19 protein-coding genes are annotated in these 19955 nt (G+C 73.2%); 13 read left to right on the plus strand and 6 right to left on the minus strand.

Translation table 11 applies throughout. The features are described from left to right. Nucleotides 1-24 precede the first annotated feature (24 nt). From H291_RS0108315 to H291_RS0108325, 3 genes are read left to right on the plus strand one after another with little or no spacing between them, the layout of a single operon-like run. On the plus strand, nt 25-603 hold the full coding sequence (locus H291_RS0108315) for a DUF5998 family protein (protein ID WP_020014526.1): 579 nt from the start codon (nt 25-27) through the stop codon (nt 601-603). Continuing rightward, nucleotides 600-1805, plus strand: coding sequence for an alkaline phosphatase family protein (locus tag H291_RS0108320; RefSeq protein ID WP_020014527.1), 1206 nt, complete (start codon nt 600-602; stop codon nt 1803-1805). Before H291_RS0108315 ends, H291_RS0108320 begins: the two co-directional genes overlap by 4 nt. A gap of 9 nt (nt 1806-1814) precedes the next feature. Next, a complete protein-coding gene (locus H291_RS0108325; protein ID WP_020014528.1) occupies nt 1815-2447 on the plus strand; it encodes a thymidine kinase in 633 nt (210 codons plus the stop codon). 5 nt (nt 2448-2452) lie between these two features. Here the strand turns inward: H291_RS0108325 and sepH are convergent, their stop codons facing one another. Then, nucleotides 2453-3628: a septation protein SepH gene (gene sepH / locus H291_RS0108330; protein ID WP_020014529.1), complete on the minus strand. Its 1176-nt coding sequence runs from the start codon at nt 3626-3628 to the stop codon at nt 2453-2455. A 120-nt stretch (nt 3629-3748) separates the two neighbouring features. On the opposite strand from sepH, the gene H291_RS0108335 reads away from it, so the two are divergent. Both H291_RS0108335 and H291_RS0108340 read left to right on the plus strand, forming a co-directional pair. After that, on the plus strand, nt 3749-4612 hold the full coding sequence (locus H291_RS0108335) for an inositol monophosphatase family protein (RefSeq protein ID WP_020014530.1): 864 nt from the start codon (nt 3749-3751) through the stop codon (nt 4610-4612). Between the two features lie 311 nt (nt 4613-4923). Continuing rightward, on the plus strand, nt 4924-5223 hold the full coding sequence (locus H291_RS0108340) for a DUF4193 domain-containing protein (RefSeq protein WP_020014531.1): 300 nt from the start codon (nt 4924-4926) through the stop codon (nt 5221-5223). Nucleotides 5224-5304: 81 nt separating this feature from the next. Here the strand turns inward: H291_RS0108340 and H291_RS0108345 are convergent, their stop codons facing one another. After that, entirely contained in the window at nt 5305-5748 is a 444-nt protein-coding gene (locus tag H291_RS0108345; protein ID WP_020014532.1) for a DUF3093 domain-containing protein, read from the minus strand. 77 nt (nt 5749-5825) lie between these two features. Between H291_RS0108345 and dut the strand changes: the two genes are divergently transcribed. From dut to H291_RS0108365, 4 genes are all read left to right on the plus strand, one after another. Beyond that, a complete protein-coding gene (gene dut, locus H291_RS0108350) occupies nt 5826-6302 on the plus strand; it encodes a dUTP diphosphatase (protein ID WP_026365536.1) in 477 nt (158 codons plus the stop codon). 149 nt (nt 6303-6451) lie between these two features. Next, a complete protein-coding gene (locus tag H291_RS0108355; RefSeq protein WP_020014534.1) occupies nt 6452-7177 on the plus strand; it encodes a DUF3710 domain-containing protein in 726 nt (241 codons plus the stop codon). A 15-nt stretch (nt 7178-7192) separates the two neighbouring features. After that, the gene (locus H291_RS0108360) at nt 7193-7579 is read left to right on the plus strand and encodes an OB-fold nucleic acid binding domain-containing protein (protein WP_020014535.1); all 387 of its coding nucleotides are present in this window, start codon (nt 7193-7195) and stop codon (nt 7577-7579) included. Between the two features lie 5 nt (nt 7580-7584). Next, nucleotides 7585-8328: a DUF3159 domain-containing protein gene (locus H291_RS0108365; protein WP_232216007.1), complete on the plus strand. Its 744-nt coding sequence runs from the start codon at nt 7585-7587 to the stop codon at nt 8326-8328. Between the two features lie 34 nt (nt 8329-8362). Here H291_RS0108365 and H291_RS0108370 read toward each other — a convergent pair whose 3' ends face one another. Next, entirely contained in the window at nt 8363-9028 is a 666-nt protein-coding gene (locus tag H291_RS0108370) for a potassium channel family protein (RefSeq protein WP_020014537.1), read from the minus strand. After that, complete coding sequence (locus H291_RS0108375; protein WP_033326392.1) at nt 9028-9681, minus strand: potassium channel family protein; 654 nt, start codon at nt 9679-9681, stop codon at nt 9028-9030. The genes H291_RS0108370 and H291_RS0108375 overlap by 1 nt, the downstream gene beginning before the upstream one ends. A gap of 96 nt (nt 9682-9777) precedes the next feature. Here H291_RS0108375 and H291_RS0108380 point away from each other — a divergent pair, with 96 nt between their 5' ends. From H291_RS0108380 to acnA, 4 genes are all read left to right on the plus strand, one after another. Beyond that, entirely contained in the window at nt 9778-11775 is a 1998-nt protein-coding gene (locus H291_RS0108380; protein WP_020014539.1) for an APC family permease, read from the plus strand. A gap of 62 nt (nt 11776-11837) precedes the next feature. Beyond that, the gene (locus H291_RS0108385; protein WP_020014540.1) at nt 11838-13238 is read left to right on the plus strand and encodes a class I SAM-dependent RNA methyltransferase; all 1401 of its coding nucleotides are present in this window, start codon (nt 11838-11840) and stop codon (nt 13236-13238) included. A gap of 47 nt (nt 13239-13285) precedes the next feature. Then, a complete protein-coding gene (locus tag H291_RS0108390; protein ID WP_198012429.1) occupies nt 13286-14092 on the plus strand; it encodes an SGNH/GDSL hydrolase family protein in 807 nt (268 codons plus the stop codon). Nucleotides 14093-14223: 131 nt separating this feature from the next. Continuing rightward, nucleotides 14224-16980: an aconitate hydratase AcnA gene (acnA, locus tag H291_RS0108395; RefSeq protein ID WP_020014542.1), complete on the plus strand. Its 2757-nt coding sequence runs from the start codon at nt 14224-14226 to the stop codon at nt 16978-16980. A 62-nt stretch (nt 16981-17042) separates the two neighbouring features. Here acnA and H291_RS0108400 read toward each other — a convergent pair whose 3' ends face one another. Both H291_RS0108400 and H291_RS0108405 read right to left on the minus strand, forming a co-directional pair. Continuing rightward, nucleotides 17043-17927, minus strand: coding sequence for an arginase family protein (locus H291_RS0108400; protein ID WP_020014543.1), 885 nt, complete (start codon nt 17925-17927; stop codon nt 17043-17045). A gap of 105 nt (nt 17928-18032) precedes the next feature. After that, entirely contained in the window at nt 18033-19934 is a 1902-nt protein-coding gene (locus tag H291_RS0108405) for a cupredoxin domain-containing protein (RefSeq protein WP_020014544.1), read from the minus strand. Between the last annotated feature and the right edge of the window lie 21 nt (nt 19935-19955).

Genomic DNA, 19955 nt, shown 5'->3' on the forward strand with positions numbered 1-19955 from the left:
CCGCTCTCGTGGGATGATTCGCCTGTGCCCCATGCCCCTACCGATGCCCGTGACGACCTGACCGCCCACCTGCACCGGGCCGGCTACTACCCCGAGCTCGTGGCTGACGTGCTCGACGTGGCCCTGGCCGGCGAGGAGGTGGTGGCCCACCTCGTGCAGGCCGAGACCACCTTCGACTCGGAGGTGCGCCGGCACCTGACGGTGCTCGTGCTGACGCCGACCCGCCTGGTCACCGCGCACGTGGACGACCACACGGGTGAGGACCCGGCGCGGCCCGGCTCGGCGTCCGCCACCACCGAGGTGGTGCCGGTGCGCGAGATCCGCTCCGTGGCGCTGACCCACGTGATCGCCGACCCGGCGCAGTACCCGCGCCGCGGTGCGACGCGCGAGGTCACGCTCGCGGTGGGCTGGGGCGCCGTGTCCCGGGTCGACCTGGAGCCGGCCTCGTGCGTGGACCCCAACTGCACCGCGGACCACGGCCTGACCGGCCAGGTGACGCCCGACGACGTGGTGGTCCGCGTCTCCGGCGAGGCCGAGGGCGACAACGCGGTCCGCGCGGCCGTCGACTTCGCCAAGGCCCTGTCCCGCGCCACGTCTGCGTGAGCGCCCCGCGGCTTCCCGAGGGCCTCGTGGCCCCGTCCTACGACACCGCGAGCCTGGCCGCGGTGCTCCCCGCCGCGGCGGGTGCGCTGGGCCACGACCTCACCACGGCCACGGGCCTGACCGCGGCGGGCTGCCGAGCGGCCCTCGGCCTGCCCGACGCCGACCGCGTGGTCGTGGTGCTCGTGGACGGCCTCGGCATCCGCAACCTCGCCGAGCGCGGGGGCCACGCGCCGTTCCTGCGCGGCCTCCTGCGCGAGCGGGACGAGGCGGCCGCGACGCTCACCTCCAGCTTCCCGTCGACGACGGCGGCCGGCCTGAGCATCCTCGGCACCGGCACCGCGCCGGGCCGCACCGGCATGCTCGGCTACACGCAGCGCAACCCGGAGACCGGCGCGCTGGCCGCCGTCGTGCAGTGGCGCGACCTGGGCGACCCGGCCGACGTGCAGCGCGAGCCCACCGTGCTGGAGACGCTCGCCGCCGCCGGCACGCGGGTGGTGGCCCCGGGCCCGCGCAAGTTCGCGGGCTCCGGCATGAGCCAGGCCGCGCTGCGCGGCCCTGCCCACGTGGCCGCCGAGACGTTCGAGCAGCGTGTCGACGCCACCGTCGCGGCCCTGCGGCGGCCGGCCGACCCGGTGGGCAACGGGCAGCGCCTCGTCTACCTGTACCAGGGCGACGTGGACAAGACCGGCCACGGGTTCGGCTGGGACTCCTGGCAGTGGGGCGACGCCCTGGAGGCCACCGACCAGGAGCTGCGCCGCCTGGTACGCAGCGTCCCGCGCGGCACCCTGGTGCTGGTCACGGCCGACCACGGCCAGATCAAGGCCGACCCCGCCCTCCAGTGGGACGTCGCGACCGACCCGGCGCTGCACCCCGGCGTCGCCCTGGTCGGCGGCGAGCCCCGGGCCCTGCACGTCTACACCGAGCCCGGCACCGACCCGTCCGACGTCGTCGCGCGCTGGACGGAGCGGCTCGGGGAGCACGCCCTCGTGCTGCTCCGCGACCAGGCCGTGGCGGACGGCTGGTTCGGGCCCGTCGCCGAGCACGTGCTGCCCGCGATCGGCGACGTCGTGGTGGCGATGACCGGCGCCGCCACCGTCGTCGACTCCCGCGTGCACTCCGCGAACGCCCGGGCCCTGCCCGGCGTGCACGGCTCCCTCACCCCGCACGAGATGCTCGTGCCGCTCCTGACCGCGATCTCCTAGGAACCACCCGTGGCACAGCTCGTCTTCTTCTCCGGGACCATGGACTCCGGCAAGTCCACCCTGGCCCTGCAGACCGACCACAACTTCCGCGCGCGCGGACGCGAGGGCCTCATCTACAGCCGGGGCGACCGCGCCGGCTCCGACCGGGTCTCCAGCCGGCTGGGCCTGGAGGTCGCGGCCGTCGAGGTCACCGACGACACCGACTTCCTCGTCGAGATCGGCGCCCGGCGCGCCGCCGGCCAGGCCGTCGACTACCTCGTGTGCGACGAGGCGCAGTTCTACTCGCCCGCGCAGGTGGAACAGCTCGCCCGGCTCGTGGACGAGATGGAGATCGACATCTTCGCGTTCGGCATCACGACCGACTTCCGCACGCGCCTGTTCCCCGGCTCGGCCCGGCTCGTCGAGCTCGCCGACCGCGTGGAGCTGCTCCAGGTGCAGTCGCTGTGCTGGTGCGGCGCGCGCGCCACGCACAACGCGCGCACCGTCGACGGCATCATGGTCACCGAGGGCGAGCAGGTCGTCATCGGCGACGTCGGCCTCGGCGAGGTCGCGTACGAGGTGCTGTGCCGCCGCCACCACATGCGCCGCATGACGGCGCTGACCGCCCGCCGCCGGTCGGCGGACGAGTCCCTCTGGGGCTAGGCCAGCTAGACCTCGGGCCGGGACCCGAACACGATCTCGTCCCAGCTCGGCACCTGCGCGCGCGACTTGCGGCCGCGCTTGGGCGCGTTCCGCTTGGCGACGGCGGGCTCCTTGTCGGGCGCGTTGGCCGGCTCGGGCGCCGGGGCGGGCTCGGGCTCCGGCGGGGTCTCGTGCTCGGCCGGCGGCGTCGGCGCGGGGCCCGACGGCGACCCTGGGCCCGGGATCTCCCACTGGCTCGGCGCCTCCCACTCCAGGTCGGCGGGGGAGTCCGGCACCTTCACCGACGGCATCTTCGGGCGCGACCCGTGGCGCCGCGCACCGATGTCGACGACGGCGGCGGCCGGCTCCGGCGCGGGCTCGGGGGCCTCGTCCGGGCTCGCCGCCGAGCCCGTGCCGGGGCTCGCGGAGCTGCCGTCCAGGTGTTCGAGGTCCAGCAGGTCGGGCAGCCCGGGGTCCGGGGCGGGACGGCGCGACGGCCGCTGGCCGCGCCGCTCGGACAGGTTGTCCAGGAGCAGGTCGGTGTCGTCCGGCTCGGGCGGCGCCGGCCGCCCCGGGCGCGCGCCGAGCCGCGCCGGCGGCAGGGCGGACACCCCGGCCAGCTCCGGGCCCTCGTCGTCCTCGGGCAGGCCGAGCCAGCGGGCCTCGTCGTCGAGCGCGGTCACGAAGCCGCCGCGCGGCTCGAGGGACCAGCGGGCCAGCCGCGGGCGCTCGCCCGCGACGAACTCGACCTGCACGATCCACGGGTGGTTGCCCTCCCGCGTGGCGGTCCACGCGGCGTCGTCGGGCCGCACACCACGCGAGCGCAGCCGCTCGTCGGAGACCTCGCCCAGCGTGGTGGCCGTGTCGTCGTCGGTCAGCACGGCCTTGGCGCGCACCCGGGAGATCGCGTGCTCGCGCTCGGAGATGACCGGGTACTCGAACCGCCGCACGTGCTCCACGGGCAGGCCCGAGGCCTCGGCGAGCGCCTCGCACGTCTCGCCCGCGCGCAGGCGCGCCTGGATCTCGCGGGGCCGCAGCGCGGACTCCTCCTGGGCGCGGATCGACTCCATGCGCGGACGGTCACCCCGGATGGCGGCGCGCAGGGCGTCGGTGATGGGCAGGGTGCTCTGGGTGCCGTCGCGTGCGGCGAGGACGAGGCGTTCACCGTCCTCGTGCAGCCTCACCAGCTCCAGCTCGTCCATGCCAGTCCTCCCGGGGTAGTCCTGTGTGCCGAGCCTGCCACCGAGCGGGGGCGGCGCGGCGCAGGCGCGTCGGTGTGCCGCCGGATCGTAGCCCGCGTGCGGGTGCGGCAGGATGGGCGCGTGATCTCACCCGCACCGCACGAGCTGCCCGACGGCGTCACCGTCACCGAACTCCGCGATCTCGCCGTCCGCCTCGCGACGGCCGCCGGGACCCTCGTGCGGGAGGGCAGACCCGAACGGGTCGAGGTCGCCGCCACGAAGTCGAGCGAGGTGGACCCGGTCACGGTCATGGACCGCGCCTCGGAGGACCTGCTGCGCGAGATGATCGCCGCCGAGCGGCCCGACGACGCCATCCTGGGCGAGGAGGGCGACGACGTGCCGGGCACGAGCGGCCTGACCTGGGTGCTCGACCCGATCGACGGCACGGTGAACTACCTGTACGGGGTGGCCTCCTGGGCCGTGTCGGTGGCCGTGGTGGCCGGCCCGCCCGAGCCCGCCTCGTGGACCGTCCTGGCCGGCTGCGTGCACAGCGTCGCCGACGGGCGCACCTGGTCGGCCGGGCTCGGCGAGGGCGCCACGCGTGACGGCGTCCCGGTCCACGTGGGCGCCCCGGCGTCCCTGAGCACGTCGCTGGTGGGCACGGGCTTCGGGTACGACGCCGGACGCCGCCGCGAGCAGGCCGCGGTGCTGGCCCGCGTGCTGCCCGAGATCCGCGACATCCGCCGGCTGGGGTCGGCCGCGATCGACCTGTGCCTGCTCGCGGAGGGCGCGCTCGACCTGTACTACGAGCGCGGCCTGAACCCGTGGGACATGGCCGCGGGCGTCGTGGTGGCCACCGAGGCGGGCGCCGTCGTGACCGGCCTGCGGGGCGGGCCGGCCGGCAACGCGATGACCGTCGCGGGCCCCGCGGAGCTCGTCGAGCAGCTCGCCAGGATCCTGGAGGAGGTCGACGCGGACGGCGCCGGCGGGGTAGATCACGGGTGATCTTTTATATGACACACCCACGCAAGGCTGGTCACTGCTGACCACGGCCAAAAGGCCGAAAATGGGCCGTTCTTGCAGGTCAGAGCATACGTGACCGGGGTTACACCGGCAGATGTAGCGCGCCTGACAGAAATGGTGCACAATCCGTGGGCCGACTCGGGAACAAAACCGGGGCCGTGTGCATTATCTGCGCGTACACCCGCTTGCGGTCGCTGTTCGACGACGCTCGCGGGGTCCCGGCCGGGGCGGCGTCGAACCCCCGGATGTCCCGAACCCTTCCGGCGCGACCACCTATCGACGGAGAACACCACATGGCAACTGACTACGACGCCCCGCGTAAGAACGACGAGGATGTCGAGCAGGACTCGATCCAGGAGCTGCAGGCACGTCGTTCTGACAAGTCCTCGGGCGTTGTGGACGAGGACGAGACGGAAGCGGCCGAGGGCTTCGAGCTCCCGGGCGCCGATCTGTCGGGCGAGGAGCTCGCCGTACGTGTGCTGCCGCGTCAGGCGGACGAGTTCACGTGCTCGAGCTGTTTCCTGGTGCACCACCGCAGCCAGCTGGCCTACGAGAAGGCCGGCCAGATGATCTGCACGGAGTGCGCTGCCTGATTTCTGCCAGGCCTTAGGCGCTGACGACACGACCGGGCTGTCATGCGGTGCATGGCAGCCTTCGTCGTGTCCGGGGCCCTGTCAGTCGGTGAGGGCTTTCACCAGCAGCTCCGGCCGGCGCGTGGAGACCAGCCAGTAGGGGGTGGGGTCGGCCGGGTCGTCGACCGCGACCCGCACCCCGGTCCGGGCCCACGCGCGCAGGCACACGTAGGCGCGCGCGTCGAGGCCGGGGCCCAGCTCGTGCCGCATGGCGGCGACGTCCAGGGCCTGCGCGGCGCCGAGCAGCGCGACCGGGATCCGGGCGGCCCCGGCGCGCAGCACGCCGTCGGACACCTCCACCACGGGCGAGGACACCGCCAGGGCGACCGCCGAGCCGACGCACACCAGCAGGCCCACGGTCACCGCCGTCACCGCGTGCACGGGCCACAGCGCGATCGCCGCGATGGCGCCCAGACCGACCGTGCCGAGCCAGCCGCCGGGACCGGGCAGTAGGCGCTCGTGGAAGGTGAGGGTGGTCGCCGTCATGGACACATCATCCCAGCCCCGAGCACTGCCCGAGCACTCTTGCGGCGGCGCGGGCCCAGGTGGCGTACTCTTCCGGCGTGCCCACCCCTGAGCCAACCCCTGACGGCAGCACGGTCGACGTGCTCATCCGCCTCCTGGACGACGTCCCCCTCCCGTCCTACGCGCATCCCGGCGACGCCGGCGCCGACCTGGTGACCACGGTCGACGTCGAGATCCCGCCGCAGGGGCGGGTGCTGGTGCCCACCGGGGTGTCGATCGCGCTGCCGGACGGCTACGCGGCGTTCGTGCACCCGCGCTCGGGGCTCGCCACGAAGCACGGCCTGACGATCGTCAACGCGCCCGGCACGGTGGACGCGGGGTACCGCGGCGAGATCAAGGTCACGCTGCTCAACACCGACACGACGCAGGCCGTGAAGCTGGCGCGCGGCGACCGCGTGGCGCAGCTCGTGATCCAGAAGGTCGAGCGTGCGCGCTTCCTGATGGCCGAGGCGCTGCCCGGCTCGCACCGGGGCGAGGGCGGCTTCGGCTCCAGCGGCGGTTTCGCCGGACGCTGAACGCGTGTCCAAGTCAGGCCCCGACAGGTCTAGGCTGTAAGTAACGAGCGGATAACGCCACCCGGCGGAGCAATCGCGCGCGGCCGGGAGCGGCGAGCGTCCGGCGAGCCGCCGGGCGGGCAACGGAAGAACGACGAAGGAGTGTGGCTGTGGGTCTGTTCAGCCGACGAGGTACGGCGGATGAGCCCGCCTCGGTCGAGTGGGCGTCGGTGGAGGCCGAGCAGCAGAAGCGGCCCCACGGACCCTTCGACCGGTCCCAGGTGGACGAGATGGGCCCCCGGGTCGACCTCGGTGCCATCTGGCTGCCCGTGATGCCCGGGCTCGAGCTCCGCATGGAGATCGACAAGAAGACGCAGAAGGTGACCGGGGTGACGGCCGCGCTGGAGGGGTCCAACCTCCAGATCCAGGCCTTCGCCGCGCCGCGCACCGACGGGATCTGGGACGAGATCCGGCACGAGATCGCGCAGTCCGTCAGCGGGCAGGGCGGCATCGTGGACGACGTCCCCGGCGTGTTCGGCCGCGAGCTGCTGGTCCGTATGCCGGTGACCGGCCCCGACGGGCAGTCCGGCCAGCGGCCGGCGCGGTTCGTGGGCGTGGACGGGCCCCGCTGGTTCATCCGCGGCGTGCTCGCGGGCCGCGCGGCCCTGGACGCCGAGGCAGCCAAGCCCCTGGAGTCTGTGTTCGCGAACATCGTCGTGGTGCGCGACCAGAGCCCGCGCCCGCCGCGGGACCTGCTGCCCCTGGCGCTGCCGAAGTCGGCGCGCAAGGATGGTGCACAGCCGGCCCCGGAGCCGGCCGCTCCCGAGAACGCGGCACCGCAGATGTCCGACTTCAACCCGCTGCGGCGCGGCCCCGAGATCACCCAGATCGGCTGACGAGGTGAACCACTGATGGGTCTCCGTTCGGCACTCGCCTCGCGTATCGCGGCGACGCTGGCCTCGAACGAGGAGGTCAGCGACACCGCCGAACGCGCCGACGCGTCCAAGAACGTCGGCTGTGCGGCGGTCACGTCGCTGCCCACGCGGTCCCGCGGCAAGGTCGCGGGCGTGCTGCGCTCCGTGGTGCTGCGCCCGCGCGAGGGCGTGCCCACCCTGGAGGCGGAGCTGTTCGACGGCTCCGGCGCGCTCGACCTCGTCTGGCTCGGGCGCCGCACCATCGAGGGCATCGAGCCGGGCCGCCGCATCCGCGTCGAGGGCATGGTGTGCGACGTCGACGGGCGCCGCACGATGTTCAACCCGAGGTACGAGCTGAGGCCCCGGCCGGGCGAGGCACAATAGCCCCCATGAGCGATCCAGCACGTCATGACGTGCCCCCGCACGAGCAGACCCGGCAGAACGACCACGCGCAGACCCCCGCGCGCGGCATGCGCGCCCTCGCGGGCGAGGAGTTCTCGGCCGCGCAGGCCGTAGGCGGGGTGCGCGGCCTGGTCGAGGCGGTCCTTCCCGGCCTGGTGTTCGTGGTCGCGTTCGTCATCACCAACGACCTCATGGTCCCGCTGATCGCGTCGGTCGTCGCCGCGCTGGTGCTCGTCGTGGCGCGCCTCGTGCAGCGCACGCCGGTCACGCAGGCGCTCGGCGGGCTGCTCGGCATCGCCGTCGGCGTGGTGTGGGCCTGGACGTCCGGCGACGCGGAGGACTACTACGCGGGCGGCCTGCTGCTGAACGCCGGCTACCTCGTGGTGCTGCTCGGCACGATCCTCGCGCGCCGCCCCGCCGTCGGCTACGTGGTCGAGGCGCTGCGCGCCGGCCTGACGCCGGAGGCCGTCAAGGCCGACGCCGACCGCCCGGACGGCCAGCCCTCGGCGTTCGCCGCGCTGACCGCCTGGCGGTCCGACCCGGCCAAGATGCGCATGTACTCGATCGCCACCTGGCTCTGGGTGGGCCTGTTCGCCCTGCGCCTGGCGGTCAAGACGCCCCTCTACTTCGCGGGCGACGTCGCCTGGCTGGGCACGTTCCACCTGCTGCTCGGCGTGCCGCTGTGGGCGCTCGTGCTGTACCTGACCTGGTACGTCGTGCGCCGGCCGTAGTCGCAGCCAGCGGCCTGACCGCAGCCCTGCCCGACTAGCCCTTCGGCACCAGCAGCTTCTGGAGGGCGTCCGTGTCGGCGTCCGAGCCGGCGACCAGCAGCAGCTCGTCGCCGGCCTCCAGGGTGTCGTCCGGGCTCGGCACCAGCGGGCGGCCGTCGCGCACGATCGTCGAGAGCGTGACGTCCGCCGGCCAGACCACCTGGCCCACGCGCGTCCCGGCGACCCGGGAGTCGGCGGGCAGCGTCAGCTCCAGGATGTCGGCGCGCGACTGGCTGAAGCTGAAGATCTTCACCAGGTCGCCGACGGCCACGGCCTCCTCGACCATCGCCGTCATGATGCGCGGCGTCGAGACCGCCACGTCCACGCCCCAGGACTGGTCGAACATCCACTCGTTCTTCGGGTTGTTCACCCGCGCGACGGTGCGCGGCACCCCGAACTCCGTCTTGCCCAGCAGGGAGAACACCAGGTTCACCTTGTCGTCGCCGGTGGCGCCCACCACGACGTCGGCCTGCTCCAGCTCGGACGCCTCCAGGGCGGGCAGCTCGCACGCGTCCGCCAGCACCCACTCCGCCTCGGGGACCTGCGAGACCCGCATGGCCGCGGGGTTCTTGTCGATCAGGGTGACCTCGTGGTCGTGGCTCAGCAGCTCGCGGGCGATCGAGCGGCCCACGGACCCCGCCCCGGCGATGACGACGCGCATCAGTCCTCCTCGGCGGTCGGGGCGGCGGTGAGGATGCGCTCGATCTCGGCGGACCGGTCGGCCGCCATGAGCAGGTGCAGCACGTCGTTCTCCTGGAGCACGACGTCGGCCGTCGGCAGGATCGCCGACGAGTAGCGGGTCACGAACGCGACCCGCGCCCCCGTCGCGGCCTCGATGCCCAGCACTGGCCGGCCCACCCAGCGCCGGTGGTACTCGATCTGCGCCAGCCGGACGGTGCCGGACGGGTCGCGGTACTCGTCGGTGAAGCCGAGCGGCAGCATGCGCCGCAGCACCTGGTCGGCCGTCCAGCGCACCGTGGCGACCGTCGGGATGCCGAGGCGCTGGTAGATCTCCGCGCGGTGCGGGTCGTAGATGCGCGCCACCACGTTGTCCACGCCGTAGGTCTCGCGGACCACGCGGGCGGACAGGATGTTGGAGTTGTCGCCGTCGGACACCGCGGCGAACGCGTAGGTGTCCTCGATCCCGGCCTGGACCAGGGTGTCCCGGTCGAAGCCCACCCCGGTGACCTTCTTGCCGGAGAAGTCCGCGGGCAGGCGCCGGAACGCGTCCGGGTTCTGGTCGATGACGGCCACGGAGTGCCCGCGGCCCTCGATCTCCTGCGCGAGGCTGGAGCCGACCCGGCCGCAGCCCATGATGACGAAGTGCACGGACGGAACGCTACCGCGCCGGGGGTGACGATGGTGCGCCGGGTGCGCCCGCGGCCATCGACGGGCATAGAGTCATCCAACGTGTCGGACATCGTCGATGCGGCCAAGCGCCTCCTGGTCGGTCGCCCCATGCGCAGCGAGAGCCTGGGGCACACGCTGCTGCCCAAACGCATCGCCCTCCCGGTGTTCGCCTCGGACGCGCTGTCCTCGGTCGCGTACGCGCCCGACGAGATCCTCCTGACCCTGTCACTGGCGGGTATCGCCGCCCTGGCGTTCTCCCCATGGGTCGGCCTCGTGGTGGTCGTGGTGCTGCTCATCGTGGTGGCGTCCTACCGGCAGAACGTGCACGCCTACCCGTCCGGTGGCGGCGACTACGAGGTCGCCACCACCAACCTCGGCCCGACCGCGGGCATCGGCGTCGCCTCCGCGCTGCTGGTGGACTACGTGCTCACCGTGGCCGTGTCGATCTCGTCGGCCGCCCAGTACGCGTCCGCCGCCATCCCGGGGCTGCGCGGGCACGAGGCCCTCGCCGCCGTCATCGCGGTGGTTCTGCTCACCCTGGTCAACCTGCGCGGGGTCAAGGAGTCGGGCACCGCGTTCGCCATCCCGACCTACTGCTACATGGCGATCATCGGCGCGCTCATCGTCACGGGCGCGTTCCGGTTCTTCTCGGGCACGCTGCCGCAGGCGCAGAGCGCGGAGTTCGAGCTGTCCGCCGAGGCCGCGTTCGACCAGGGCCTGGTCGGCATCGCGGGCGCGTTCCTGCTGGCCCGCGCGTTCGCGTCCGGCTGCGCCGCCCTGACCGGTGTGGAGGCCATCAGCAACGGCGTGCCCGCGTTCCGCAAGCCCAAGTCGCGCAACGCCGCCACGACGCTCCTGCTGCTCGGCACCATCTCCGCGACCATGATCATGTCGATCCTGATGCTGGCCCAGGCCACCGGGGTCCAGTTCGCGGAGGACCCGCACAGCCAGCTCACGCTGAACGGCCAGCCGGTCTCGGACCACTACGTGCAGATCCCCGTGATCGGCCAGCTCGCCGAGGCCGTGTTCTCCGGCTTCCCGCCCGCGTTCTACGCCGTGTCCGCCGTCACGGGCCTGATCCTGGTGCTCGCCGCGAACACGGCGTTCAACGGGTTCCCCGTGCTGGGCTCGATCCTGGGCCGCGACGGATACCTGCCCCGCCAGCTGCACACCCGCGGCGACCGGCTCGCGTTCTCCAACGGCATCATCACCCTCGCCGTCGCGGCGATCGTCCTGATCGTGGTGTTCGACGCCGAGGTCACCCGGCTGATCCAGCTCTACATCGTGGGCGTGTTCGTCTCGTTCACGCTGTCGCAGCTCGGCATGCTGCGGCACTGGACGCGCGAGCTGCGCACCGAGCCGAACCCCGCGGTGCGCAGCCGGTACAAGCGCTCGCGCCTGGTCAACGGCGTCGGGTTCGGCCTCACGGGCATCGTGCTGATCATCGTGCTGCTGACCAAGTTCACGCACGGTGCCTGGATCACCCTGCTGGCCATGGGCGTGCTGTTCGTGCTGATGCGCGGCATCCGCAAGCACTACGACCGGGTCAGCCAGGAGCTCGCGCTCGACGACGTCTCGGCGGCCCGCGCGCTCCCCAGCCGCGTGCACGCCGTCGTGCTGGTCTCCAAGGTGCACAAGCCGACCATGCGCGCCCTGGCCTACGCGCGTGCCGCGCGGCCGAACGAGCTGGAGGCCGTCAGCGTGGGCGTGGACCGCGAGGACGTCGAGCGGCTCACCGCGGAGTGGGAGGCCCTCGACCTGCCCGTGCCGCTGCGCATCCTCGACTCGCCGTTCCGCGAGATCACGCGCCCCGTGGTCAAGTACGTGCGCTCGGTGCACCGCGAGTCCCCGCGCGACCTGGTGATCGTGTACATCCCCGAGTACGTGGTGGGGCACTGGTGGGAGCAGCTGCTGCACAACCAGTCGGCGCTGCGCCTCAAGGGCAGCCTGTTGTTCACCCCCGGCGTCGTCGTGGCCTCCGTGCCGTGGCAGCTCGCCTCGACGCGCGGCCAGACGGGCCTGGAGGGTGACACGTTCCTGCGCGGCCGGCGGATGTGACGTGACCCGTCCGACGGCGTCAGCGCGGCGACGAAGCCGGCCCGTGCGCGATACTTGAGCACATGCCCCGCAACTCCGATCGCCGCAGCGCGCCCGCCGACCCCGAGCAGGGCGGCCGTGTGCGCCGTCGTCCCCAGCGTTCCCCGCGGCCGGGCCGCGCCCGCCGGGTGAGCGACGCCGCCCCCGCCCCCGAGGTGGGGCAGGAGTTCGAGCTGGAGGTCGGCCCCGTGGCCCACGGCGGCCACTGCGTGGCCCGCCTGGACGGCCGCGTCGTGTTCGTCCGGCACACGCTGCCCGGCGAGCGCGTCCGCGCCCGCGTCACCGAGGGCGGCACAGGCTTCTGGCGGGCCGACGCCGTCGAGATCCTGACGGCCTCGCCCGACCGCGTCGAGCCCGCGTGGCCCGCGGCCGGGGCCGACGGCGTGGGCGGCGGCGAGCTGTCGCACGTGGCTCTGCCCGCGCAGCGCCGCTGGAAGCAGGACGTGCTCGTCGAGCAGCTGCAGCGCCTGGCCCGGATCGACGCCGCGTGGCTCGCCGAGCACGTCACGGTCGAGGGTGTGCCGGGCGACGACGAGCGCCGCGGCCTGCACTACCGCACGCGGATCGACCTGGTGGCCGACGCCGACGGGCACGCCGGGATGCGCAAGCACCGGGCGCACGACGTCGTGGCGCTGAAGAAGATGCCGCTGGCCTCGGCCGAGGTCGCGGCCTTCGCCGTCGCCGAGGACGTGTTCACGCGCACCTGGAAGCCGGGTACCCGGCTGGAGCTGGTCGCGCCGTCCGACGGCGACCCCGTGCTGGTGGTCGACGGCGAGCCGTGGCGCCGCGGGCACGCCGACACCCGGCCCAACGCCCGCCGCGCCGTGACCGAGGTCGTGACCGGGCCGTGGGGCGAGCACCGCTACCGCGTTGCCGCCGACGGGTTCTGGCAGGTGCACCGCGCGGCGCCCGCCGTGCTGACCGGCGCCGTGCTGGACGCGACCGGCGCGAGCGCGGGCGAGCTGGCCGGGGCCACCGTGCTGGACCTGTACTCCGGCGCCGGCCTGTTCACGCTCCCGCTCGCGGAGGCCGTCGGCCCGCAGGGCCGCGTCGTGGCCGTCGAGGGCGACGCGCGCGCCGTCAAGGACGCCCGCCGCAACGCGCACTCGCACGAGCAGGTCGACCTGCGGCTCGGCGCCGTGGACCGCGTGCTCGCGGGCGGGCCGGGGGAGGCCGAGGTGCCCGCGGCCGACGTCGTCGTGCTCGACCCGCCGCGCTCCGGCGCCGGGCGCGCCGTCGTGGACGCGATCGCCTCCCGGGAACCCCGCCGCATCGTCTACGTGGCCTGCGACCCGGCCGCGCTCGCGCGCGACGTCGGCTACCTGGCGGCGCACGGGTACGCGCTGGCGGGCGTGCGCGGGTTCGATCTCTTCCCGCACACGCACCACGTCGAGGCCGTCGCTGTCCTGGACCGGCTGGGTTGACGGGACGATGGACGAAGCCCCAGGTCAGTGCGCATAGGATGCGCACCGTGAAGCGGTGGCTGGTAAGCGGTGGGATCGCGGCGTCGGTGGTAGCGGCGTTCGCGGTCGCCGTCCTCGTAGGCATGGTTCTGGGAGCCGGCGGCATCGCCGTCGGCGGTACGGGCGGGGCCTCTGAGCCCGCGCCGAGGGGTGCGCCGTCGGTGTGGGCCCAGTCCCCGTCGCCGTCGCCGTCCCCCGTGGTCCAGCGGGAGCCGGTGGTGCTCTTCATCGGCGACTCCTACACGGTGGGCCAGGGCACGTCGTCGCCCGAGCTGCGGTGGAGCACGCTCGTGTCCGAGCGGATGGGCTGGCGTGAGCTCAACGTCGCCGTCGGCGGCACCGGGTTCGTCAAGGGGAACGCGAAGCGCGACAACTACCCCACCCAGCTCCGGTCGGTGCCCCCGGGCAGCGCGGACATCGTGGTGATCGCCGGCGGGCAGAACGACTTCAAGGGTCTGCGGAAGGACCCCGGCCGGGTCTTCCAGGCCGTGAAGGACACGTACGCCCTGGCCGTCGAGCGGTTCCCGGACGCCGCGATCGTGTCGGTCGGGCCGTCCACGCCGCGGGCGATCGGCCTGGAGGCGCGGGCGATGGACAGCGCGGTGCGGGCCGCGGCGGCCGAGACGGGCGCCACGTACGTGTCGCTGCTCGACCCCAACATCGTCCAGGGCCGCCTGGTGCACGAGGACGGGGTCCACACGACCGACGCGGGCAACGCCATGATCGCCCGGCGGGTGCTGCGCACGCTGCAGGCACCGGCGGCCGGGCAGGACGAGACGGGCGCGCAGCCGACAGATATCTTGACGTCAAGATAAATGCGTTATGCTGGCTCCAGCAGCCCGGCCTAGGCTGGGTGAAGCCCCCTGGAACCCATGCGGCGGCTCCTTCGCGCGACGACCGCGCCTGTGAGAGCCGGCGCACCGTCAGCCCCGCAGAAGGAGCCCGAGTGAGCACCGTGGACACGTTCGGATCAAAGGGAACGCTGGAGGTCTCGGGCAAGTCCTACGAGATCTTCCGGCTCAGCGCGGTCGAGGGGACCGAGCGTCTCCCGTACTCCCTGAAGATCCTCGCCGAGAACCTCCTGCGCACCGAGGACGGCGCGAACATCACCGCCGACCACGTGCGCGCCCTCGCGTCCTGGGACCCGGACGCGCAGCCCGACACCGAGATCCAGTTCACGCCGGCGCGCGTGATCATGCAGGACTTCACCGGCGTGCCCTGCGTCGTGGACCTCGCCACCATGCGTGAGGCCGTCGCGGCCCTCGGTGGCGACGCGACGCGGATCAACCCGCTGGCCCCCGCCGAGATGGTCATCGACCACTCCGTGCAGATCGACGTCGCCGGCCGCGCGGACGCGTTCCAGCGCAACGTCGAGTTCGAGTACCAGCGCAACCACGAGCGCTACCAGTTCCTGCGCTGGGGCCAGACCGCGTTCGACGACTTCAAGGTCGTCCCGCCGGGCACCGGCATCGTGCACCAGGTCAACATCGAGTACCTGGCCCGCACCGTCATGACCCGGGAAGTGGAGTCGGCGGGCACCCAGGTACTCAGGGCGTACCCCGACACCTGCGTCGGCACCGACTCGCACACCACCATGGTCAACGGCCTGGGCGTGCTGGGCTGGGGCGTCGGCGGCATCGAGGCCGAGGCCGCGATGCTCGGCCAGCCGGTCTCGATGCTCATCCCGCGCGTCGTGGGCTTCAAGCTGAACGGCTCGATCCCGGCCGGCGTGACCGCCACCGACGTGGTCCTCACGATCACGCAGATGCTGCGCCAGCACGGCGTGGTCGGCAAGTTCGTCGAGTTCTACGGCGAGGGCGTGGCCCAGGTGCCGCTCGCGAACCGCGCCACCATCGGCAACATGTCGCCCGAGTTCGGCTCGACGGCCGCGATCTTCCCGATCGACTCGGTCACTGTCGACTACCTGCGCCTGACGGGCCGCTCCGAGGAGCAGCTCGCCCTGGTCGAGGCGTACGCCAAGGAGCAGGGCCTGTGGCTCGACGCCGACTCCGCGGAGCCGGTCTTCTCCGAGTACCTCGAGCTCGACCTGTCCACGGTCGTCCCGTCCATCGCCGGGCCGAAGCGCCCGCAGGACCGCATCGAGCTGACGAACGCGAAGTCGGCGTTCCTGCACGACCTGCCGAACTACGCGCCCGAGTTCTCCGCGGGTGCCGACGAGGCGGGCGCCGAGTCGTTCCCCGCCTCCGACGCGCCGGCCCCGGCCGCGAACGGCCGCAAGCACGTGCACGTCACCAACAGTGACGGCAAGGAGTTCGAGCTGTTCCACGGCGCGGTCGCGATCGCCTCGATCACGTCCTGCACCAACACCTCGAACCCGTCGGTCATGCTCGCCGCGGCGCTGCTGGCCAAGAACGCCGTCGAGAAGGGCCTCGTCTCCAAGCCGTGGGTCAAGACCTCCATGGCCCCGGGCTCGCAGGTCGTCACCAACTACTACGAGAAGGCCGGCCTCTGGCCGTACCTCGAGAAGCTGGGCTTCCACCTGGTCGGCTACGGCTGCGCCACCTGCATCGGCAACTCCGGCCCCCTGGACGAGAAGGTCTCCGAGGCCGTCAACGAGCACGACCTGTCGGTCGTCTCGGTGCTCTCGGGCAACCGCAACTTCGAGGGCCGCATCAACCCGGACGTCAAGATGAACTACCTGGCTTCCCCGCCGCTGGTCATCGCGTACGCCCTGGCCGGCACCATGGAGTTCGACTTCGAGCACGACCCGCTGGGCCGCGACGAGGCCGGCAACCCCGTGTTCCTGCGCGACATCTGGCCGTCGCCGGACGAGGTCCAGGCCACGATCGAGTCCTCGATCGACCGCAAGATGTTCGAGTCGGACTACGCCGACGTCTTCAAGGGCGACGAGCGCTGGGCCGCCCTGGAGACCCCCGAGGGCGACACGTTCGCCTGGGACGCCGAGTCGACCTACGTGCGCAAGCCCCCGTACTTCGACGGCATGGGCATGACGCCGGAGCCCGTCACCGACGTCACGGGTGCCCGCGTGCTCGCCAAGCTGGGTGACTCGGTCACGACCGACCACATCAGCCCGGCCGGCTCGATCAAGCCGGACAGCCCGGCCGGCGTCTACCTCGCCGAGCACGGCGTGGGCCGCCGCGACTTCAACTCCTACGGCTCGCGCCGCGGCAACCACGAGGTCATGATCCGCGGCACGTTCGCGAACATCCGCCTGCGCAACCAGCTCCTGAACGACGTCGAGGGTGGCTTCACCTTCAACTTCGTCAAGAACGCGCAGGACACCATCTACGACGCCGCGCAGGACTACGCCGCGGCCGGCACCCCGCTCGTGGTGCTCGGCGGCAAGGAGTACGGCTCCGGCTCGTCGCGTGACTGGGCCGCCAAGGGCACCGCGCTCCTGGGCGTCAAGGCCGTCATCACCGAGAGCTTCGAGCGCATCCACCGCTCGAACCTCATCGGCATGGGCGTGCTGCCGCTGCAGTTCCCGGCCGGCCAGAACGCCGAGTCGCTGGGCCTGGACGGCACGGAGACCTTCGACGTCACCGGCGTCACCGCGCTGAACGAGGGCACCACGCCCGAGACGGTCAAGGTGACGGCCACCAAGGCTGACGGCTCGCAGGTCGAGTTCGACGCCGTGGTGCGCATCGACACCCCGGGCGAGGCGGACTACTACCGCAACGGCGGCATCCTGCAGTACGTGCTGCGGTCGCTCGTCTCTTGATGCACTGAGAACGACCACGGCGCCCCGTCCCTCCTCGCGGAGGGGCGGGGCGCCGTCGTCGTTCACCCTCCGAGCGCTCCGGCCAGCAGCCGGCCGACGCCGCGCAGGCCCGCCTCGTCCGCGTGGTCGGGGTTGACCTCCACGCACGTCATGGCGACCAGGCCGGGGTCGGCGGCGAGCGTGCGCAGCGCGCGGTCCAGCGTCGCCGGGGCCAGGCCGCGGCCGTACGTCGGGACGTCGGCCACGGGGAGGGTCAGGAAGTCGAGCACGTCGACGTCGAGGTGCAGCACGAACGGGGTGCCGCCCACGGCCGCCAGGGCACGCCGCGCGGCGTCCTCCGGGTCGGCGAGCACCTGAGCCGCCGGGATCCGCACCGCGGGCACGAGCCCGTGGACGTCCTCCTCGTCGTCGCCGTACCCGAGGTAGACGAGCCGGTCGGCCGTCAGCAGGGGGCGCCGGTGGCCGACGGCGGCGAGCGGCTCCCAGGCGCCGGGCAGGTCGAGGAGGTGGGCGACGCCCATGGAGTCGAGGATCGGCTCGTCGGGGTGGTCGGGCGGCAGCTGGAGGTCCTGGCCGCCGTCGACGTAGACGAGGGCCACGTCCGGGTGCCGCTCGGCGACGGCGTCGACCACCCCGAGGGCGACCGTGCACTCCCCGCCGAGCACGAGGGCGCGCTCGCCGCGTGCCAGGACCGTTTCGACACGCCGCCGCACGCCGCGCAGTCCCTCGACCACGCGGTCGCCGTCGTTGGGCTCGCCCGGCGCGCGGTGCGCGCGCCAGGTCGCGACCGGGAGGTCGCCGTCGTCCCGGACGTCGACGCCGGCGGCCCGCAGGGCGTCGAGCAGCCCGGCCGCGCGCAGGGCGGCGGGTGCCTTCTCCAGGCCGCGGGAGTGGGCCGCGGCGCTGGACGGGACGCCGAGCAGGGCCCAGAGATCCGGGGACGTCATCCGACCAGTGTGCCGACGGGATGCCCCTGGCACCAGGCCGGAGCACGACGCAGGCCGCCTGCCCGGGGGCAGACGGCCTGCGTCGTCACTGCGGTGGTGCGGTGCCTACCTCCCGACGTCGGACTGGCGGGCGGCCCGGATCAGCTTCGTGGCCTCCTGCGCGGTGATGAGGTCGGCGTCGTCGAGCTGGTCGGCGACCTGGGTCACGTGGCTGACGAACGCGCTGTGGCTGACCCACCCGCCGTCGGCGTCGATCAGGTCGGCGACCGTGCACCCGTTGCCGGTGTCGTAGTTGGTCACCTTGCTGTCCTTGTTCCCGATGACCACCGTGGGGCGCTCGTCGGAGACGGGGCACGCGTCGATCTCGCCGCGGGCGACGTCGAACCGCAGGGTGCCGGTCCGGGTTACGTTGCCGGCGTTGTCGGTGGCCCGGTACCGGAACGCGTGCGAACCGGCCTCGGTGACCACCACGGCGCCCGTGTACTCCCGGAAGGCGGGTGAGTCGAGCGCGTACTCGATGAACGCCACCCCCGACTCGTCGTCCCGGGCGTTGACGGTGACCGTGGCGGACCCGAGGTAGAAGCCCTCGTCGTCCTGGTCGCCGTCGACCTGCGCCGACGCGATGGGCTGCGTGGTGTCCGGCGGGTCCTGCCCGCCGACCACGACCAGCTCCACCGTGCCGGGCTCCGACGTGTTGCCCGCGGCGTCGGTGGCCCGGTAGGACACCGTGTGCGGGCCGGTCACGTCCACCACGACCGCGTCCGTGTAGGGCGTGTACGCGGCGCCGTCGAGGCTGTACTCGACGGACTCGACGCCCGAGCCGGTGTCCTCGGCCAGGACCTGCACGGTGGCGGAGCCCACGTAGGCGCCGTCCTCGTCCTGCTCGCCGGTGACCTCGGCCGTGACGGTCGGGGGAGTGGTGTCCTCCGGCGGCGCCTCGACCACGGTGAACGTCGCCGAGCCCGGCTCCGACACGTTGCCGGCCCGGTCGGTGGCCCGGTAGGTGACGGTGTGCTCGCCAGGCTCGTCGACGACGACGGGCCCGGTGTACGCCGCGTAGCCGGCGCCGTCGAGGTCGTACTCGATGCCCGCGACGCCCGAGCCGGGGTCCCGCGCCGTGAGGTTCACGGACGCGGAGCCCACGTAGGCGCCGTCGCCGTCGAGGTCACCCGTCACCTCGGCGGTCACGACGGGCGGCGTGGTGTCCTCGCCGTCCGGCGCGACCACCGTGACGTGCAGCATCTCCGGCTCGGAGACGTTGCCCGCCACGTCGGTGGCCCGGTACTCCAGCATGTGCTCGCCGGGCTCGTCGAGGACGACCGGCTCCGTGTACGGGGTGTACCCGGCGCCGTCCAGGTCGTACTCGATGCTCTCCACGCCCGAGCCGTCGCCGTCGTCGGCCGCGAGGTTCACGGTCGCCGCGCCGACGTAGGCGCCCTCGTCGTTCTGGTCGCCCTGGACCTCGGCGGTGACGGTCGGGGCGGTGGTGTCGTCGCCCCCGCCGCCCTCGGTGACCACGAGCTCGCCGGTCATCGTGCCGTGCCCCGGGATGGCGCAGAAGTACCGGTACGTGCCCGGGGTCAGGTCGACCTCGGCCTCGTAGCGGCCGCCGTTGGCGTCCAGGGGGTTGGCCAGGATGTCGAGGGTGACGTCCTGGTTGTACTCCGACGAGCCGGTCTCGAACGTCAGGGTGTGGGACATCCCGATGTTGTTGCCGGTCGCCGTGCTGTTCTCGAACACGATCGTGGTGGGCCCGGCCGCCGCCGTCGTGGGCGCGGAGGCATAGGCCGACACGCTCGCGCTGGCGGTGAAGGTCAGCACCTGGTCGGCCGCCTGGGGGGCGGCCTCCTTCGCGGGCGTCTGGTCCGACGTGCTGCCGGCCACCGGGGTGGCGGACGCCGGCGTGACCTCACCGGCGTACTCGACGGCGGTGGCGGGCGCCAGCGGCACCGCCACCAGGGCGCTGACCGCTGCCGCCGCCAGGAGGCGGGACAGTTTGTGTCGCATGGGTGTACCTCTCGTCTCCGC

Source organism: Promicromonospora sukumoe 327MFSha3.1 (genome assembly GCF_000385135.1).
Lineage (GTDB): Bacteria > Actinomycetota > Actinomycetes > Actinomycetales > Cellulomonadaceae > Promicromonospora > Promicromonospora sukumoe_B.

Excerpts from the sequence above, each read along its gene's own strand:
- sepH (WP_020014529.1), bottom strand. The coding sequence starts at position 3,628 with ATGGACGAGCTGGAGCTGGTGAGGCTGCACGAGGACGGTGAACGCCTC.
- H291_RS0108375 (WP_033326392.1), bottom strand. The coding sequence starts at position 9,681 with ATGGGCTGCGGCCGGGTCGGCTCCAGCCTCGCGCAGGAGATCGAGGGC.
- H291_RS0108360 (WP_020014535.1), top strand. The coding sequence starts at position 7,193 with ATGGGTCTCCGTTCGGCACTCGCCTCGCGTATCGCGGCGACGCTGGCC.
- H291_RS0108365 (WP_232216007.1), top strand. The coding sequence starts at position 7,585 with ATGAGCGATCCAGCACGTCATGACGTGCCCCCGCACGAGCAGACCCGG.
- H291_RS0108385 (WP_020014540.1), top strand. The coding sequence starts at position 11,838 with ATGCCCCGCAACTCCGATCGCCGCAGCGCGCCCGCCGACCCCGAGCAG.
- H291_RS0108400 (WP_020014543.1), bottom strand. The coding sequence starts at position 17,927 with ATGACGTCCCCGGATCTCTGGGCCCTGCTCGGCGTCCCGTCCAGCGCC.
- H291_RS0108340 (WP_020014531.1), top strand. The coding sequence starts at position 4,924 with ATGGCAACTGACTACGACGCCCCGCGTAAGAACGACGAGGATGTCGAG.
- H291_RS0108370 (WP_020014537.1), bottom strand. The coding sequence starts at position 9,028 with ATGCGCGTCGTCATCGCCGGGGCGGGGTCCGTGGGCCGCTCGATCGCC.
- H291_RS0108405 (WP_020014544.1), bottom strand. The coding sequence starts at position 19,934 with ATGCGACACAAACTGTCCCGCCTCCTGGCGGCGGCAGCGGTCAGCGCC.
- H291_RS0108345 (WP_020014532.1), bottom strand. The coding sequence starts at position 5,748 with ATGACGGCGACCACCCTCACCTTCCACGAGCGCCTACTGCCCGGTCCC.